General features: G+C 75.1%; 16 protein-coding genes and 1 pseudogene. 10 read left to right on the top strand and 7 right to left on the bottom strand.

Annotation, left to right across the window (positions count from 1 at the left end; all coding sequences use genetic code 11):
- On the top strand, positions 1-1907 hold a 1907-nt coding region (locus ABZ885_RS13355), incomplete at its 5' end, for an SbcC/MukB-like Walker B domain-containing protein (RefSeq protein ID WP_360187192.1).
- 16 nt (positions 1908-1923) lie between these two features.
- Here ABZ885_RS13355 and ABZ885_RS13350 read toward each other — a convergent pair.
- Positions 1924-2361, bottom strand: coding sequence for a hypothetical protein (locus ABZ885_RS13350; RefSeq protein WP_360187191.1), 438 nt, complete (start codon positions 2359-2361; stop codon positions 1924-1926).
- Positions 2362-2864: 503 nt separating this feature from the next.
- On the opposite strand from ABZ885_RS13350, the pseudogene ABZ885_RS13345 reads away from it, so the two are divergent.
- Together ABZ885_RS13345 and ABZ885_RS13340 are read left to right on the top strand one after the other, a co-directional pair.
- Positions 2865-2933: pseudogene (locus ABZ885_RS13345) on the top strand (hypothetical protein); the annotation flags it as partial.
- Positions 2934-3011: 78 nt separating this feature from the next.
- Positions 3012-3419, top strand: coding sequence for a UDP binding domain-containing protein (locus ABZ885_RS13340; protein WP_360187190.1), 408 nt, complete (start codon positions 3012-3014; stop codon positions 3417-3419).
- A gap of 55 nt (positions 3420-3474) precedes the next feature.
- Here ABZ885_RS13340 and ABZ885_RS13335 read toward each other — a convergent pair whose 3' ends face one another.
- Positions 3475-3726: a hypothetical protein gene (locus tag ABZ885_RS13335; RefSeq protein ID WP_360187189.1), complete on the bottom strand. Its 252-nt coding sequence runs from the start codon at positions 3724-3726 to the stop codon at positions 3475-3477.
- A 134-nt stretch (positions 3727-3860) separates the two neighbouring features.
- Between ABZ885_RS13335 and ABZ885_RS13330 the strand changes: the two genes are divergently transcribed.
- Positions 3861-4472: a DUF1990 domain-containing protein gene (locus ABZ885_RS13330; RefSeq protein WP_360187187.1), complete on the top strand. Its 612-nt coding sequence runs from the start codon at positions 3861-3863 to the stop codon at positions 4470-4472.
- Positions 4473-4480: 8 nt separating this feature from the next.
- Here ABZ885_RS13330 and ABZ885_RS13325 read toward each other — a convergent pair whose 3' ends face one another.
- Together ABZ885_RS13325 and ABZ885_RS13320 are read right to left on the bottom strand one after the other, a co-directional pair.
- Complete coding sequence (locus ABZ885_RS13325; RefSeq protein ID WP_360187185.1) at positions 4481-4918, bottom strand: YjbQ family protein; 438 nt, start codon at positions 4916-4918, stop codon at positions 4481-4483.
- Positions 4919-5138: 220 nt separating this feature from the next.
- Positions 5139-5405: a hypothetical protein gene (locus ABZ885_RS13320; RefSeq protein ID WP_360187184.1), complete on the bottom strand. Its 267-nt coding sequence runs from the start codon at positions 5403-5405 to the stop codon at positions 5139-5141.
- Positions 5406-6073: 668 nt separating this feature from the next.
- Between ABZ885_RS13320 and ABZ885_RS13315 the strand changes: the two genes are divergently transcribed.
- Positions 6074-8284: a bifunctional glycosyltransferase family 2 protein/CDP-glycerol:glycerophosphate glycerophosphotransferase gene (locus tag ABZ885_RS13315; protein WP_360187182.1), complete on the top strand. Its 2211-nt coding sequence runs from the start codon at positions 6074-6076 to the stop codon at positions 8282-8284.
- 132 nt (positions 8285-8416) lie between these two features.
- Here ABZ885_RS13315 and ABZ885_RS13310 read toward each other — a convergent pair whose 3' ends face one another.
- The gene (locus ABZ885_RS13310) at positions 8417-8629 is read right to left on the bottom strand and encodes an EF-hand domain-containing protein (protein ID WP_360187180.1); all 213 of its coding nucleotides are present in this window, start codon (positions 8627-8629) and stop codon (positions 8417-8419) included.
- Between the two features lie 231 nt (positions 8630-8860).
- Between ABZ885_RS13310 and ABZ885_RS13305 the strand changes: the two genes are divergently transcribed.
- The gene (locus ABZ885_RS13305; protein ID WP_360187178.1) at positions 8861-9529 is read left to right on the top strand and encodes a lysophospholipid acyltransferase family protein; all 669 of its coding nucleotides are present in this window, start codon (positions 8861-8863) and stop codon (positions 9527-9529) included.
- Positions 9530-9665: 136 nt separating this feature from the next.
- Here the strand turns inward: ABZ885_RS13305 and ABZ885_RS13300 are convergent, their stop codons facing one another.
- Together ABZ885_RS13300 and ABZ885_RS13295 are read right to left on the bottom strand one after the other, a co-directional pair.
- Positions 9666-11495 (bottom strand): ABC transporter ATP-binding protein, encoded by a 1830-nt coding sequence (locus ABZ885_RS13300; RefSeq protein WP_360187177.1) that lies wholly within the window; start codon positions 11493-11495, stop codon positions 9666-9668.
- 252 nt (positions 11496-11747) lie between these two features.
- A complete protein-coding gene (locus tag ABZ885_RS13295; protein ID WP_360187175.1) occupies positions 11748-12521 on the bottom strand; it encodes an SDR family oxidoreductase in 774 nt (257 codons plus the stop codon).
- Between the two features lie 235 nt (positions 12522-12756).
- On the opposite strand from ABZ885_RS13295, the gene ABZ885_RS13290 reads away from it, so the two are divergent.
- From ABZ885_RS13290 to ABZ885_RS13275, 4 genes are all read left to right on the top strand, one after another.
- Positions 12757-12954 (top strand): hypothetical protein, encoded by a 198-nt coding sequence (locus ABZ885_RS13290; RefSeq protein WP_360187173.1) that lies wholly within the window; start codon positions 12757-12759, stop codon positions 12952-12954.
- 88 nt (positions 12955-13042) lie between these two features.
- A complete protein-coding gene (locus tag ABZ885_RS13285; protein WP_360187171.1) occupies positions 13043-13930 on the top strand; it encodes a hypothetical protein in 888 nt (295 codons plus the stop codon).
- Positions 13927-14871, top strand: a complete 945-nt coding sequence (locus ABZ885_RS13280) for a hypothetical protein (RefSeq protein ID WP_360187169.1) — start codon at positions 13927-13929, stop codon at positions 14869-14871. The genes ABZ885_RS13285 and ABZ885_RS13280 overlap by 4 nt, the downstream gene beginning before the upstream one ends.
- Positions 14872-14907: 36 nt before the next feature.
- A complete protein-coding gene (locus ABZ885_RS13275; protein ID WP_360187167.1) occupies positions 14908-15942 on the top strand; it encodes a serine hydrolase domain-containing protein in 1035 nt (344 codons plus the stop codon).
- Positions 15943-16006 lie beyond the last annotated feature (64 nt).

The raw sequence follows: 16006 nt of genomic DNA, 5'->3' as shown, positions 1-16006 counted from the left end.
AGCTGGCCCTGGCCGAGCAGCGGCTGCGGGCCGAGGTGGTCCGGCTGGAGGCGGCCCGGGCCGACGAGCGGCGGTGCGTGGCGCTCGGCCGCGAGCAGCAGTCGCTGGACGCCGACCGGCGCCGGGCCGAGGAGCTCGCCGAGGAGGCCTCCGACTGGCTGGCCGAGTTCGACGGCCGGCTCGGCGGGCTGCAGGAGGAGCAGACGGCCGCCCGGGCGGCCGGCACCCGGGTCGAGCAGCTGGACGCCCGGCACGCCGAGGTCACGGAGCGGGTGGCCGCGGCCCGCCGCCGGGACGGCCTGCGGGCGGAGATCGGCGCGGCCGAGCCGCGTGCGCTCGCCCTGCGCGCCGGGGCGCTGGACGCCCGCGAGCACAGCCAGGACCTGCGCGAGCGCCGGCTGACCGGCATGGCCGCCGAGCTCGCGGCGCAGCTGCGGACGGGCGAGGCCTGCCGGGTCTGCGGTTCGCCGGAGCACCCGGAGCCGGCCCGGCCGGCCGGCGGTCAGGTCGACGCGGAGGACGAGGAGCTCGCCCGGGCCGCCCAGGCGGCGGCCGAGCAGGCGGCGGACGCCGCCGAGCGGGAGCTGGCCGGCCTGCGGGTGCGGGAGGCGGCCGCGGCCGGTGCGGCCGGGCCGGACGGCGTGGAGTCCCTCGCGGAGGCGCTGGCCGCGGTGGAGCGGGAGCGCCGGGAGGCGCTGCGGGCGGCGGAGTCGCTGGGCCCGGTCACCCGTCAGCTGGAGCGGCTGGCGGACGACCGGAACCGCCGGCTCGCCGAACTGCGCGACGCCGGTGAGCGCACCGCCGTGCTCACCGACCGGATCCAGGCGCTCGGCGCCGAGCAGGAGGAGCTGGGCCGCAAGGTCGCGGCGGCCCGCGGCGACGCGCCCTCGGTGGCCGACCGGGCTGCGGCGCTGGCCCGGCTCGCCGCCGCCGTGGCGGCGCTCGCGGAGGCGGTGCGGGCCGGGGCGGAGGCGGCGCTGCGGCTGCGGGACGCCGACGACGAGCTGGCCCGGGCGGCCGCGACGGCCGGCTTCCCGGGTGCGGAGGAGGCCGCGGCCGTCCTGCTGCCGAAGGAGCAGCGCGAGCAGCTGGAAGGCCGTCTCACGCGGTACCACTCGGAGCTGGCGGCGCTGCAGCAGCAGCTCACCGAGCCCGAGCTCGCCGCGGCCGCGGCCTGCCCGCCGGCCGACCTGCCGGGTGCCCAGACCCGCCTCCAGGCGGCCGTCGACCGGCTGCGCCGGGCGCACGCCGCGCAGGAGGCGGCCCGTGAGCGCTGCGCGGCGCTCGCCGTGATCGGCCGGCGGCTGGCGGAGCTGGCCGCCTCGCTGGCCCCGGCGCTGGACCGGTTCGCCAGGATCAACCGGCTGGCCGCCCTCGCCGCCGGCACCTCGGCGGAGAACCGGCTGCGGATGCGCCTGGAGTCGTACGTCCTGGCCGCGCGGCTGGAGCAGGTGGCCGACGCGGCCAGCAACCGCCTGGTGCGGATGTCCGGCGGCCGGTACACCCTCGTCCACAGCGACGGCCGGAGCACCGGCAACAAGCGCTCGGGCCTCGCGCTGCGCGTGGTCGACGCCTGGACCGGCACCGAGCGGGACACCGCGACGCTGTCCGGCGGCGAGAGCTTCTTCGCCTCGCTGGCGCTGGCCCTCGGCCTGGCCGACGTGGTCACGGACGAGGCGGGCGGCATGCCGCTGGACACCCTCTTCATCGACGAGGGCTTCGGCACGCTGGACGAGCAGACGCTGGAGGAGGTGATGGACGTCCTCGACGGCCTGCGGGAGCGGGACCGCGCGGTCGGCATCGTCAGCCACGTCGCCGACCTGAAGTCCCGGATCCCGGCGCAGCTGCTGGTCCGCAAGGGCCGGCACGGCTCGACGCTCGCCCTGGCCGCGCGCGAGGACGCCTGACGGCGGTCCGGGAGCGTCAGCGCGTGGCCGCCGGGGTGGCGAAGGCGACCATGGCGCGCCAGGACGGGTGGGGTTCGTCGGTGGTGGCGTACCAGTCGCCGGGGCCGACCCGCTCCTCCCAGGCGAGGTGGTGCTCGGCGACGGCGTTGACCAGGTCGGCGGCGAGCCGTCCGGCCTCGTGGAGGTCCTGGTCGGGGGGACTGGGAGCTCGCCCCGACGATCTGGCCGCGGACCTCGGCGGAGTACCCGTAGCGGAACGCGCCGCCGCCGCACAGGTGGGGGTCGACCAGGAGGCCTCGCCGTGGTTGCGCCCGAGCCGGCGGTGGCCGGCGGCCTTGGCGGCGGCGTTGACCAGGAAGCGGTGGCCGTCCTCGCCGACGGTGACGACCGCCAGGACGGCCTGCTCGTCGGGCACCCAGCGGGCGGCCGTCGGGTCCGGCAGGACGAAGCCCATGCTCGCCCGGGGGTAGCGGCCGCGGGGCGCGTCGGCGGGTGCGGCGGTGTGGTTGCGCCAGATGCTCCCGGCGCGGCGCAGGGCGAGCTCCGTCAGCAGCCCGGCGAACCCCTAGTCGTCGAGCATGTAGGCGTACGGGTTCAGCCGGTGCTGGACGCGCACGGGCAGCCCGTGAGCGGAGACGCTCTCCCGGACGGTCACGGGGAATCCCTTCGGCGGTGGGCACGGGTCCGGCGATTGTGGCGGCCGGGGCCGGCGGGACGCCAGGGGTCGCGGGTCGCCCGGCCCCGCGATGCGCCACGCCGCGATGTCCCACTCCGGTGGGGATGACCGGGATGCGCCGGTTCCGCCCGAAGCCGGGGAAAAGGACCGGTCGCCCGCAGGGGCCTGACGCGGTCATGTCCCGCCGGCGGGACGGCGGGCCCGGGAAACGGCTGGTCTAGACCTTGAAGTGGTGCCGTTCATTCCCCAAAATGATCAGCTGTTGCTGACGAACGGGGAACCTGCAGGCCGGGCTCGGCTTCGGCGGCGGCTGCCTGCCCAAGGACATCCGGGCCTTCCGGGCCCGCGCCGACGAGCTGGGGGCCGGCCGGGCACTGGACTTCCTCGGGGACGTCGACGCGATCAACCTGCGCCGCCGCACCCGCGTTGTGGACCTCGCCCGGGAGCTGGTCGGCGGCTCCTTCGAGGGCCGCCGCATCGCCGTCCGGGGCGCGGCGTTCAAGCCGGAGTCCGACGACATCCGGGACTCCCCCGCCCTCGACGTGGCGGCGGCGATCGGCACCCAGGGCGGGACGGTCGCCGTGTACGACCCCGCGGCGCTGGACAACGCCCGCAAGGCGTACCCCGAGCTCGGCTACGCCACCTCGGCCACCGAGGCGGCCCGCGGGGCGCACGCCGTCCTGCTGCTGACCGAGTGGCGGGAGTTCGCGGCGCTCACCCCCGGGCCGCTGGACCCGCTGGTGGCCGCACGCAACCTGGTCGACGGGCGCAACGTGCTCGACCCGGCCGCGTGGCGGGCGGCCGGGTGGAACTACCGCTCCCTCGGGTGCCGTTGACGCGTCGGGGACGCGTGCCGGGGGCGCCGGGGCCGGTCCCGGGGATTCCGGGGGGTCAGCCCGAGCAGGCGATCCGCTGCGCCTGCTGCCAGGCGCAGACCGGGCAGAGCGTGCTGCCCGGCCGGTCGGCGGGCAGCTCGGTCGGCCCGCCGCAGAGCACGCAGTCGGCACGCGGCCCGGTCGGCCCGGGACCGTGCCCCAGCGCGGCCTCGGCCGCCGCGGCCCCCTCGGGCGCCAGGGCGCAGACCGCGCCGTCGTCCGTCCCGCCGCCCCCGGGCCGCACGTCCGTCACCGCTTCGTCGTTCATGCCCGCCTTCCTACTCCGGCCCCGGCGCCGGAGCAAGGCCACGCCGGACCGGGGCGGGGGCCGGGCAGGCCGCCGCCCCCGGGCCCCGGCCCCCGGGGTGCTCCCGGCCGACCGCCCTCCCGTACGGTGGCCCCGTGTCCGAGACCCTCGCCCGGCGCCTGGCCGCCGCCCGTACCGCCTCGCCCAACTACCCCGAGGTGGGCGCCACCAAGAGTGCCCGGCTGCCGTCCGGGTACGCGCAGCTGCGGCGGCGCGTCCACCTCGGACACGGGCCCGCCGTGCTGGAGCGGGCCGGGAGGTACGTCCTCGGCTGGGGCTGCCAGCTCGGCACCGGCTTCGCCGTCCACCCGTACGCCCCGGCCGAGACGGGCGCGACCGTCCTGCTGCGGCTGGCCCTGCCCCGGCTGCGGTGGCCGCGCGTGGTGATCCCGTGCCGGGTGGTGTGGACCGTGGACGAGCCGGACCGGATCGGCTTCGGGTACGGCACGCTGCCCGGGCACCCCGAGTGCGGCGAGGAGGCGTTCGTGGTGACCATGGACGCGGCGGGCGAGGTCTGGTTCGAGGTGACCGCGTTCGCCCGGCTCGCCGCCTGGTACGCCCGGCTCGGCCGCCCGGTGGCGGTGCTCTGCCAGTACCTGGCGATCGAGGGCTACCTCGCCGCGGTGACCGCCGCCGTCGCCGGGACGGAGTCCCAGGGAACGGAGTCCCCCGGAACCGACTCCCCCGGAACGGCCGGGACGCGGTAGCGGCCGCGTCAGCCCAGGAACGAGAGCCGGACCGTCCGGCGCGGGTTGTCGCCGTTGGTGTCGACCAGGACGACCGACTGCCAGATGCCCAGCGCGAGTTGGCCGCCGATCACGGGCAGCGTGGCGTGCGGGGCGACCAGGCCGGGGACGACGTGGTCGCGCCCGTGGCCGGGGCTGCCGTGCCGGTGGCGCCAGCGGTCGTCGGCGGGGAGCAGGTCGCGCAGGGTGGCGAGGAGGTCGTCGTCGCTGCCCGAGCCGGTCTCCAGCACGGCGATGCCGGCCGTGGCGTGCGGCACGAAGACGTTGAGCAGGCCGTCGCGTCCGGCGGCGTGGTCGGTGAGGAACGCGGCGCAGCGGTCGGTGATGTCGAGGGCGACCTCGCGGCTGCCCGTGGTGATCTCGATGGTGGTGGTCCGGAAGGGCGTGGAGTGGGTGTTGTCCGCCATGCCGTCATCCTCACCCACGTCCGGGGGTGGACCGGCCCGCCTCGCCGACTCCCCTTGCCAGGGAGGCAAGGTGCCGTAGGCTGACGGGTTCGGGCGCCGGCTCCCGGAACGTCACTCCACCCGCCGGACCCGGCCGCGCACCCGCCGGACCCGGCCGCGGGCACACCAATGACCCGACGGTCCCTGGGGTCCGTCGGGCCGGATGCCGGGCGGCGCGGAGCTAGCCGCGACTCCCGAAGAGGCTCCGCCGCAGCCGGCGCAGCGGCGCCAGCAGCGACACCCGCACGTGGCGGCGCGGCGCGGTCGGGGCACTGACGCCGCGCGGCGTCAGCTCCCTTATCAACCCGAGCGCCTCGGCGGTGTCCACCGCCGGGAGTGCGGGTGCGCCGAGCACAGCCAGGTGTCGCTCGATCCGGCGGCCGGTCGCGCCGACACCGCATTGGATCGCCGGCACGCGGGGCCGAGTCCGCACTTGCATGTGTTCCATCTGAATTCCCACCCCTACGAGGCGCCAGGGCCGTGAGGCGAAGACTATCCGTGACAGACGGCCTTCGCGCAACCGTCCTGGTGTTCTGCCACCGTATCGTGCGGCGTCAACTGACGATGCACCAGGGGCCACCCCTCCGGTCACGACTAGGCATCAATGATGGTGCACGACCGGGCAGCCGTCACCGGGTCCGCAGAGGCACTGGCCCGGCGCCTGCCCGTGAGGCCTGCGCCGGGCGCGCAGGGTCACCGTCGGTCACGGTCTGCACCCGGCGGTGCCCGTCGAGCTCCCGGCGCCACCCGTTCGGAGGTTTGCCGGGGAATCCATCAGACAATCACTTCAGGAAGTGAACACATTCGAGGGATTGACGTGGGGGAAACCTCCAAGCAATATCTTCATCAGTCCGCGCAGACCGGCTCTTCGCCCAGCTGTGTGTTCGACTGATGAAGATCTCCGGCTCCCCCGAGCCACTGCCCGGCCGCCTCGACGCTGCGGTGGCCCGGCTCGGGAGGTGCCCGGACAGGCGGCCGGCCGTAGAGGGTCGGCCGGGCCGCCACCAGGCTGCCGGTGCCGCCCCGTCCAGGGGCCCGGCACCGGCGGTTCCGGGGCCGGCCGGCAGGCGCCCCGAGCAGCCCGGCCCCCGCCGGCCCTCGGTAGACTCACGCAGCGTGCCAGTACTCCTCAGCATCGTCCTCCCGGTCCACGGAGTGGAGCGCTACCTGCCCCGCTGCCTCGACTCGCTCCTGGAAGCCACTCCCGCCGCGGAGACCCGCTTCGAGGTGATCGCGGTCGACGACCGCTCCCCCGACCGCTGCGGCGCGATCCTGGACGAGTACGCGGCCCGCGACCGCCGGCTGCGCGTGCTGCACCTCACCGAGAACCAGGGCCTCGGCGGCGCCCGCACCGCCGCCCTCCCCGAGGTGCGCGGCGAGTACGTCTGGTTCGTCGACAGTGACGACTGGGTGCCCGAGGGCACCGTCTCCGTCCTGCTGGACGAGCTCGCGCAGGAGCTCGCGCGCGGGAAGCGCGGCCAGGACCCGGCCGACGTGCTGCTCACCGACTTCACCCACGTCTACCCGGACGGCGGGACCGAGCCGAACCCCTGGCGGCACGTGCTGGTCGGCTCCCCGCTGACCGAGGGCGCGACCCTGGCCGACCACCCGGCCCTGTTCCAGACCGTGATGTCGGTGTGGAACAAGGTGTTCCGCCGCGAGTTCCTGCTCGGCCTCGGCGTCTCCTTCGGGCGCGGCTACTACGAGGACATCTCGGTCACCTACCCGGCCCTGCTCGCCGCCGGGCGGCTGCGCTACCTCGACCGCCCCTGCTACTTCTACCGGCGCGGCCGGGCCGGCGCGATCACCGCCACCGCCTCCCCCAAGCACGCGGACGCCTTCGCCCAGTACGACGCGATCTTCGATTTCCTGGACCGCCCGGACCGGCCCGGCCGCCCGGTGCCGGACTCCCTGCGCACCCTGGTCTTCGACCGGACCGTCAAGCAGGCGCTCACCGTCTACGACACCCCGGGGCTGGTCCCGGTCGAGCGGCGCAAGGACTTCTTCCGGCGGATCTCCGACCACTTCGCCCGGCACCGCCCGGCCGGCTACCGCTTCCCCGGCGGCGTGCGCGGCGTGCAGTACCGGCTGGCGGCGCGCGGCGCACGGGTCGCGTACGCGGAGCTGCGGCGCACCGGGCGGCTGCCGCGCGAGCTCAAGCGCGGGGCGCGCGCGGTGGCTCCGGCGGTGAAGAAGGGGGTGCGCAGCAGCGCCCGGTTCACCGCGTACAACGCGTTCCGCCGGCTGCCGCTGGACGAGCACCTGGCGGTCTACGCGGCGTACTGGCACCGGGGCTACGCCTGCAGCCCCGCGGCGATCTACGAGAGGGCGAAGGAGCTGGTGCCGGAGGTCCGGGGCGTCTGGGTGGTGGAGAACCGCACCCAGGCGGCCACGCTGCCCGCCGGGGTGCCGTACGTGATCGTCAACACACCCGCCTACCTGAAGGCGATGGCGACCGCCAAGTACTTCGTCAACAACGTGAACTTCCCGCGCACGATGGTGAAGCGGCCGGGCACGGTGCACGTCCAGACCCAGCACGGCACGCCGCTGAAGGCGATGGGGATGGACCTCAGGGACCACCCCGTGGCGGCGGACGGGATGGACTTCGACCGGCTGCAGGAGGCCGTCGACCGCTGGGACTTCCTGGTCTCCTCCAACCCGCACACCAGCGAGCACTTCGCCCGGGCCTTCCCGGGCCGCTACGAAATGCTGGACACCGGCTACCCGCGCAACGACCGGCTGGCCGACGCCGGGCCGGCCGAGGCGGCCGCGATGCGCGAGCGGTTCGGGCTGGCGCCGGACCGTACGGCGGTGCTGTACGCGCCGACGCACCGCGAGGGCAGGGGCGGGTACGTGCCGCTGCTGGACGTGCGCGAGCTGGCCCGGCGGCTCGGGCCCGGCTTCACGCTGCTGGTCCGCACGCACTACTTCCACACCGGCGGCCCGGGCGACCTGGCGGCGGGCGAGGACGCGGCGGAGATCGTGGACGTCTCGGCGCACCCGACCGTCGAGGACCTCTACCTGGCGGCGGACGTGCTGGTCACGGACTACTCGTCGATGATGTTCGACTACGCGGTGCTGGACCGGCCGGTGGTGATCTTCGCGCCGGACTGGGACGAGTACCGGCAGAACCGCGGCGTCTACTTCGACCTGTTCGAGCAGCCGCCGGGCGCGGTGACGGTGGACGCCGACGGGCTGGCGAAGGCGCTGCTGGCGGGCGATCCGGAGCCCGCGGCGCGGCGGCGGTTCCGCGAGCGGTTCTGCCCGTGGGACGACGGCGGGGCGGCCGAACGGGTGGTCCGCCGGGTGTTCCCGGTCAGGGCCTGAGCGCCGGACGGCCGGACGGGTCCGACCTGGCCGGTGGGCATCCCGGGGAGCACCGTGCGCCCCGGGGAGCGCAGGGGCCGCGAAAGCCGACGGCGGGGCCCCGGGCGGACCCGGGAGCCCCGCCGAGCGGGCTCAGCCCTGACGCGCGGCCAGGAACTCTTCGAAGGTCAGCTCACCGTCGTGGTTGGTGTCCATCTGCTTGATGATGGCCTCGGCCACCGCGATCGAGGTGGTCAGGTCGCCGAGCGCGCGCGCGACCTGGGCGTACTCGGCGGCGGTGATCCGGCCGTTGCCGTTCACGTCGTACTTGTCGAACGCCGCGCGGATGGTCTCGACGTCTGCCATGGGTGGCCCCTTCTGATGAACTGCTGATCCTGAAGACCTGCTGATGTGCGTTTCCGTCGGCGGTACCCTACCCGCCCGTGGCGAGCGCCACGGCGGGCGGGAGTGGACGGGCTCGGGGGTCGGTGTCGTAGTCTGCGGGTCTGTTCCCGGCCCGGCCGGGGATTGATCGACCACGATTGTCGTCTGTTCGGGCCCGGGCACCTCTCGGGCGTGCACGTCCTGGGAGGGACCATGCTCGATCTCGTCACCAAGCTGGTGCTGAAACCGTTCGCGCGGGGGATCTGGCGGCCGGACATCGAGGGCCTGGAGAACGTGCCGCGCAAGGGCGGGGTCATCCTGGCCAGCAACCACCTCTCCTTCATCGACAGCGTGGTCATCCCGCTGACCGCCCCGCGCCGGGTGCACTTCCTGGCCAAGGCCGAGTACTTCACCGGCACCGGGCTGAAGGGCTCGGTGTCCAAGGGCTTCTTCGAGGCGATCGGCGCGGTGCCGGTCGAGCGCGGCACCTACCGCTCGGCGCAGGCCTCGCTGGAGTCGGCGCTGGAGATCCTGGAGGCCGGCAAGGCCTTCGGCATCTACCCGGAGGGCACCCGCTCGCTCGACGGCCGCCTCTACCGGGGCAAGACCGGCGTGGCGTGGCTGGCCCTCACCGCGGGCGTCCCGGTGGTGCCGGTGGCGCTGGAAGGGCCGGAGCAGATCCTGCCGATCGGCAAGCGCGTCCCCCGGATCAAGAAGGTGACGGTCCGTTTCGGCGAGCCGCTGCACTTCGACGAGCTGCACGGCCAGGCCCGCTCGCTCAAGGCCCGCCGGCAGGTCACCGACGAGGTGATGCGGGCGATCCAGCAGCTCTCCGGTCAGGAGGTCGTGGAGAGCTACAACGAGATCCCCAAGGCTGCCTGAGGCCGTCCGGGGCCGGGCCGTCTGCGGCCCTCGTCGGCCCTCGTCGGCCCTCTGTCGCCCTCTGCGGCCCTCTTCACCCGGGTCCGGCCGGGCCCACGTGGCCCGGCCCGCCGCCGGGCCGCGGGCGCCCCGCCCGCTACGCGCGCCCGAGGAACGGCACCGGCGCCGGCACCGGCGCCTCGCGCCGCAGCAGCGCCGCGTACCGGCCGTCCGCCTCGACCAGGTCGTCGTGGGTGCCCAGCTCGGCCACCTCGCCCCGGTCCAGCACGACGATCTGGTCGGCGGCCCGGACGGTGGAGAGCCGGTGGGCGATGGTGATCGTGGTCCGGCCGGCCGCCAGGGTGTCGATGGCCTGCTGGACGGCGTGCTCGGTCCGGTTGTCGAGCGCGCTGGTGGCCTCGTCCAGGATCAGCACCGGCGGGTTGCGCAGGATGGTCCGGGCGAGCGCGAGCCGCTGCTTCTCCCCTCCCGAGAAGCGGTAGCCGCGCTCGCCGACCAGGGTGTCGTAGCCGTCCGGCAGGCCCGCGATCGTGTCGTGGATCTGCGCGGCCTCCGCCGCCGCGACCAGCTCGGCGTCGGTGGCGTCCGGCTTGGCGAAGCGCAGGTTGTCGGCGACCGAGGCGTGGAAGAGGTAGGTCTCCTGGGAGACCACGCCGACCGCCCGGGACAGCGTCTCGAAGGACAGCTCGCGGACGTCGACGCCGTCGATGGTGACCCGGCCGCCGGTGACGTCGTAGAGACGGGGGACGAGGTAGCTGAGCGTGGTCTTGCCGGAGCCGGTCTCGCCGACCACGGCGAGCGAGCTGCCGGCCGGGACCTTGAGCTCGACGCCGGAGAGGGTCGGCCGCTCCTGCTCCGCGTCGTACCGGAAGTCGACGCCCTCGAAGCGGACCTCGCCGCGGATCCGCTCCAGGGCCACCGGGTGCTCCGGTTCGGCGATCTCCACCGGCAGGTCGAGGTACTCGAAGATCCGGTGGAACAGCGCCAGCGAGGTCTGCACCTGCACGCCGGTGGAGAGCAGGCTGACGGTCGGGCGGAACAGGCCCTGCTGGAGCGAGACGAAGGCGACCAGGGTGCCGACCGAGACGATCGGCGAGCCGCCGGCCGCGGCCAGCCCGGCCGCCCAGTAGATCACCGCGGGCATCGCGGCCATCACGATCTGGATGGTGTTCATCCGCCAGCGCCCGGCCATGCTGGAGCGCACCTCCAGGTCGGCCAGCTGGTCCGACTGGCCGGTGAACTCCTTCGAGAGCGAGTCCGAGCGGCCCATCGTGCGGCCGAGCAGGATGCCGCTGACCGACAGCGACTCCTGCACCGCCGAGCTCATCGCGGCGAGCTGCTTCTGCCGCTCGGCGGTGATCTTCTTGCGCTCGTTGCCGACCCGGCGGCTGATCCAGACGAACACCGGCAGGAGCAGCAGCGAGACCACGGTGAGCCGCCAGTCCAGCGCGACCATGGCGACCACGGAGGCGATCACGCCGGTGAAGTTGGAGACCAGCGAGGTGGCGGTGGAGGTCACGGTGGACTGCATGCCGCCGATGTCGTTGGCGATCCGGGACTGCACCTCGCCGGTGCGGGTGCGGGTGAAGAAGGCCAGCGACATCCGCTGGAGGTGGCTGTAGACGGCGGTGCGCAGGTCGTGCATGACGCGCTGGCCGACGGTGGTGGAGATCAGCGTCTGCAGCACGTTGAAGATGCTGTTCACCACGGCCGCGGCGACCATGCCGAGCGCGAGCACGCTGAGCAGGCCGGTACGGCCCTGCGGGATGGCGGTGTCCAGGACGGCCCGGAGCAGGAACGGCGATATCACCGAGACCACGGCGGAGGCCGCGACCAGCAGTCCGACCGCGGTGAGCCGGCCGGTGTAGGGGCGGAACAGCGCGAGGATGCGGCGCCACTGCGCTGGCGGGCGGGTCTCGTCCTCGGCACGGGCGGGCGGGGTCCATCGAATGCCATCGGGCCTCAAGGGCGGGCCTCCCAGGGTCGGACGCGCGGGCGCGCGGCGGGCGCCGCACCGCGCGGTGGCGCGGCGGGCAGGGCGGTCGGGCTGCCGCCAGCATAGCGAGAATAGCTCATAGTTAGCGAAGCTAATAGTGAGGCTCGCTCTATTCCCGGCTGCCCGCCTGCCTGCCGCCCGTATCCGTGCCGCTTGCGCCCGCTTGCGCCCGTCCGCGCCCCTCGCGCCCGCTCGCGCCCGCTCGCGGCTGCCGCCTGCCCGTCAGTTCGTCCGGTAGGTGCGAGCAGCCTTCGAGGAGAGTCCGCCGAGCTTGCCGGACGGCAGCAGGCGGGCGACCGCCACCGCGATCTTGTAACGCTTCCCCGGGACGGACAAGGACCGGCCGCGCGCCAGGTCGCGCATCGCCTCCTCGACCACCCGCTCGGCGGACAGCCAGCCCCAGGACGGGATGTTGCCCGTCCCCATGCCGGCCCGCTGGTGGAACTCGGTCCGGGTGAAGCCCGGGCAGAGCGCCATCAGCCGCACCCCGGTACCGCCGAGGTCGCGCAGCACCCCCTGGGTGAAGCTCACCACCCACGCCTTGCTCGCGCCGTACGTGCCGCGCGGCAGGAAGGCGGCCACCGAGGCGACGTTGACGATCGCGCCGCGCCGCCGCTCGCGCATGCCCGGCAGTGCGGCCGTGGTCAGCCGGAGGATCGCCTCCACGTGCACCTTCAGCATGTCCAGCTCGTCCTGGAGCGGGACGGTCAGGAAGGCGCCCTTGTTGCCGAAGCCGGCGTTGTTCACCAGCAGGTCCACCGGGCGGTCGGCGTCGGCGAGCCGCGCCTCGACGGCGGCGATGCCGTCCTCGGTCGCGAGGTCGGCGGTCAGCACCTCGGCGTCGATGCCGTACGTGGCCTGCAGGTCGGCGGCGGAACGCTCCAGCCGCTCGGTGTCGCGGGCCACCAGGACGAGCCGGTAGCCGCTCCGGGCGAGCCGGCGGGCGAAGGCGGCTCCGATGCCGGCGGTCGCGCCGGTGATCAAGGCAGTGGTCATGCCCCTGACCGTACCCACTGAGCCCCGCGACGGGTACCGCAATCGACGTTCAGTGACGCGCGCCGCAGCCGGAGTTCGGCGTCCGCCCCGGGCCCCCGGGTGCCGAGCACCCACGCCCCCAGCCCCGCCCCGGTCACTGAGCGTACTGCACTGGCACCTGACGGTTCGCACCCGTATCGTCGGTAGAGGGGCATCGCCGGGCCAGGCGATGACATCTTCGATGAGGAGGCATCTGATGCTTGCTCAGACCACGCAGACCACGCGGGCGCCGCTCGCGACCCCGGCCGAGGCCGATGCGCTCGGCATGCTGATGACGGAGGACGAGGCGGCCGTCAGCGACGCGCCCACGTACTGCCCCGAAGCGGCCGGCGCACTGCTGCTCGTCGGCCTCCTGCTGCTGTCGCCGAAGCAGCCCAAGGAGAAGACCCGGTAGCAAGGAGGCCCGGCAGCCTCCGGGCGAGCCCGGCACCGCCGGCCCCCGCGCACCGGGACCGGTCCCAGAACAGGAGAAGCCAACGCCCATGCCGTTCGCCGACACTTCCCTCCGTGACGAATACGCCGCGGCCGTCGAGCGAGTGGCGGGCCGGGTCCTCGACGCCCTCCCGGGCGGCGGGGGCCCGGCCGCGCCCGCCCGGCCGGACGACGGCCCGCCGCCCCCGGCCGTCCGCGCACCCGATGAATCCCCGCTGTCCAGAGCCGAGTTGGCGGCCGTCCGGGTCCTCGGGCCCGACGCCTTCGCCCCCGCGCTGCTCGACGGCCGCGCGCCCGACCCGACGACCGCGCTCACCGCGGCGCAGGCCCTCGATGCGTTCCCCGCCGCCACCACCGATCCCGCCCGGCCGGAGACCGCGCTCGTCGCCGCCTGGCGCGACCGGTCCACCGCCCAGCTGCTCGCCCGGGCCGGCCGCCCCACCGTCGCCCCGAGCGCCGAGCACGTCCCCGCGCCCGTCCCGGGACCGGAGCAACTCGGCTGGCCCCGCTGGTCGGTGGTGATGGCCCAGCTCTCCGCCCTCGCCCTGCCCGGCCTCGACGGCGCCGTCCACGAGCTCGCCCGCCGGCACGACCTGGCCCTGGCCCGCGGAGCCGTCCGGTCGATGATCCGCCGCGACCACCGGACCGCCGCCCGGCTCGCCCGCTGGCTGGCCCGGACCGCCGCGGACGGCGTCCCGCCCCGCCTCGAACTCGCCCCGGTCATCGACCGGATCCGCCTGGCCGGCGACGGCAGCGCCCGCACCGCCCTCGACCTGGCCATCGCCGAACGCCTCTGGAAGGAGCGCCCGTTGAGCGAAGGCCCGATGAGAGGCGGACCGGCGGGCCGAGGCCTGCCGGGGGAAGTCCTGCCGGGAGAGAGCCTTTCGGGGGAAGGCCTGCCCGGCGGTGCGGCCGGGCCGTACGGGGCGCCCGGATGACCGGGACCGCGGTCCTCCAGGCCGCCCAGCAGCTCTCCTCCGGTGCCCTGCGCTGGCTGTACGGCTGCTACGAGAACGGGCTCGGACGGTTCCCCGACGGCGCCACGATCGACCTGGCCGACCCCAACAACGTCTACAAGCCGCTCGGCGAGGCCGCACTGGCCACCGGGCTGCTGCTGCGCGAGGGCGTCGGCGGCACGGAGGACAGCCGGATCGCCCGCGACCTGCTCGACCTCTGCTGGGCCGAACTGCGGGAGGGCGACCTCCTCTACGAACGACAGCTGCGCTACCCGCTGATGACCGACCCGCTGGAGGTCTACGTCCACTTCGCCCGGGCCGGCTTCCGCCACCCCCGCCTGGAGGAGCTGGTGCGGTCCCTGGCCGAGGTCCGATCCGTCCGGGCGATGGAGATCCTGCCCAACCGCCGGCTCGCCGCGGCCAACGCCCGCCGGGTGATCGGACTCTCCGGGCACACCGACTGGCCAGCCCTCGCCGCCACCACCTGGCTCGGTGCCACCCCGGAACCGTGGATGATCGACTGGCTCACCGCCTACCACGTCACCCACACCGTCTTCCACCTCACCGACTGGGGCGCCCGGCCCGACGGTCTGCCCGCCCCGATGCGCGACTACCTGCACGACTGGCTGCCCGCCTGGCTGGAGGTCTGGCTGGAGAACGGCGAATGGGACCTCATCGGCGAACTGCTCATCGTCGCCACCTGCATCGGGGCGCCCGAGGCCGGCGCCGCCGCCTGGGCCGCACTCGCCGCCGCCCAACGCCCGGACGGCCTGGTCCCGCGCGACACCCGGCCGGTCCCCGAGGACCCGGCGAAGCAGCTCACCGACCACGGCCACACCGCCGTCGTCACCGTGGTGGCCGGGGTCGTCACCCTCGCTCGCGCGCTCGGCGGCACCCAGGGCGGCGCACCGGTGGCGGCCTGAGTGGAACGGACCCCGGAACGAACCTCGGAACCGCCCTTGGAACGGACCTCGGAACGGACCTTCGGCGCGGCCGAGTCGGACGTCCTGGTCCGGGCCGCCGCCCCGCACGCCACCGCCGTCACGCTGGCCCTCGCCTCCGGCGGCCGGCGGGCCGTCCACTGCCACGGACGGCTCGGCCGGGACGACGCCGCCCCCTGCACGCCCGACACCGTCTTCGAACTCGGCTCCCTCACCAAGACGTTCACCGGCCTGCTGCTCGCCACGATGGCCGCACGCGGCGAACTCGCCCTGGACGACCCGGTGGAGCAGCACCTGCCGCGACACTGGCAGCCCGCCACCGTCCGTTCCGGCACACCGGTCCGCCTGCTGCACCTGGCCACCCACACCTCCGGGCTCCCCCGCCTGCCCCCGGGGCTGCTGGCCACCGCCCTCCCGACCTTCCTCAGCAACCCGTACAGCGGCTTCCACGACGAGCAGTTGCGCACCGCACTCGCCCGAACCACCGTGCACCACCGGCCCGGTGCGCACTTCTGCTACTCCAACTACGGCGTGGGCCTGCTCGGCCGGCTGCTCGCCGAGACCGGCTCCGCCCCGTACGCCGAGCTGCTCGCCGAGCGCGTCTGCCGCCCGCTCGGCCTGCGCACCGCGACCACCAGCCTCGACGCACCCGGCCGCGCCACCGGCCACCGACGCGGCCGGCCACTGCCGCCCTGGCGTATCCCCGGCCTGCCGGGCGCGGGCGCCGTCCGTGCCTCCGGCACCGACCTGCTGCGCTACCTCGAAGCCCATCTATCGCCGGACGGCGGTGAGTTGGGAGCGGCTCTGCGCGACGTCCAGTGCCCCCGGCTACGGCTGCCGCACTCCTCCGGCCGGCTCGCCCTGGTCTGGAACCACCGGCGCACCGGCGGCCGCGACCTCCTCTTCCACGCCGGCGCCACCCGCGGCTTCACCGCCTTCGCCGGCTTCTGCCCCCAGTCCGCCACCGCCGTCGCCGCCCTCGCCAACTGCGGCCTCACGCTGGACAACCGCTTCGTCCAGAGCGCCTACGAGGTGCTGACGCGACTGGCCTGACCACCGGCCCCGCGGGCGCTCCGGGCCGGCCACGCCGGGAGTCGACGGGCCGGCCGGGGGCCGT

Origin of the sequence: Kitasatospora sp. NPDC047058 (genome assembly GCF_040643935.1) — a bacterium.
In the GTDB taxonomy this organism is placed as follows: domain Bacteria; phylum Actinomycetota; class Actinomycetes; order Streptomycetales; family Streptomycetaceae; genus Kitasatospora.
This window is presented reverse-complemented; position numbering and strand designations above follow the sequence as displayed.

Coding starts and splice junctions, on each gene's coding strand:
- ABZ885_RS13280 (WP_360187169.1), top strand. CDS start 13,927: ATGACCGGGACCGCGGTCCTCCAGGCCGCCCAGCAGCTCTCCTCCGGT.
- ABZ885_RS13350 (WP_360187191.1), bottom strand. CDS start 2,361: ATGGGCTTCGTCCTGCCGGACCCGACGGCCGCCCGCTGGGTGCCCGAC.
- ABZ885_RS13320 (WP_360187184.1), bottom strand. CDS start 5,405: ATGGAACACATGCAAGTGCGGACTCGGCCCCGCGTGCCGGCGATCCAA.
- ABZ885_RS13325 (WP_360187185.1), bottom strand. CDS start 4,918: ATGGCGGACAACACCCACTCCACGCCCTTCCGGACCACCACCATCGAG.
- ABZ885_RS13285 (WP_360187171.1), top strand. CDS start 13,043: ATGCCGTTCGCCGACACTTCCCTCCGTGACGAATACGCCGCGGCCGTC.
- ABZ885_RS13335 (WP_360187189.1), bottom strand. CDS start 3,726: ATGAACGACGAAGCGGTGACGGACGTGCGGCCCGGGGGCGGCGGGACG.
- ABZ885_RS13305 (WP_360187178.1), top strand. CDS start 8,861: ATGCTCGATCTCGTCACCAAGCTGGTGCTGAAACCGTTCGCGCGGGGG.
- ABZ885_RS13295 (WP_360187175.1), bottom strand. CDS start 12,521: ATGACCACTGCCTTGATCACCGGCGCGACCGCCGGCATCGGAGCCGCC.
- ABZ885_RS13310 (WP_360187180.1), bottom strand. CDS start 8,629: ATGGCAGACGTCGAGACCATCCGCGCGGCGTTCGACAAGTACGACGTG.
- ABZ885_RS13290 (WP_360187173.1), top strand. CDS start 12,757: ATGCTTGCTCAGACCACGCAGACCACGCGGGCGCCGCTCGCGACCCCG.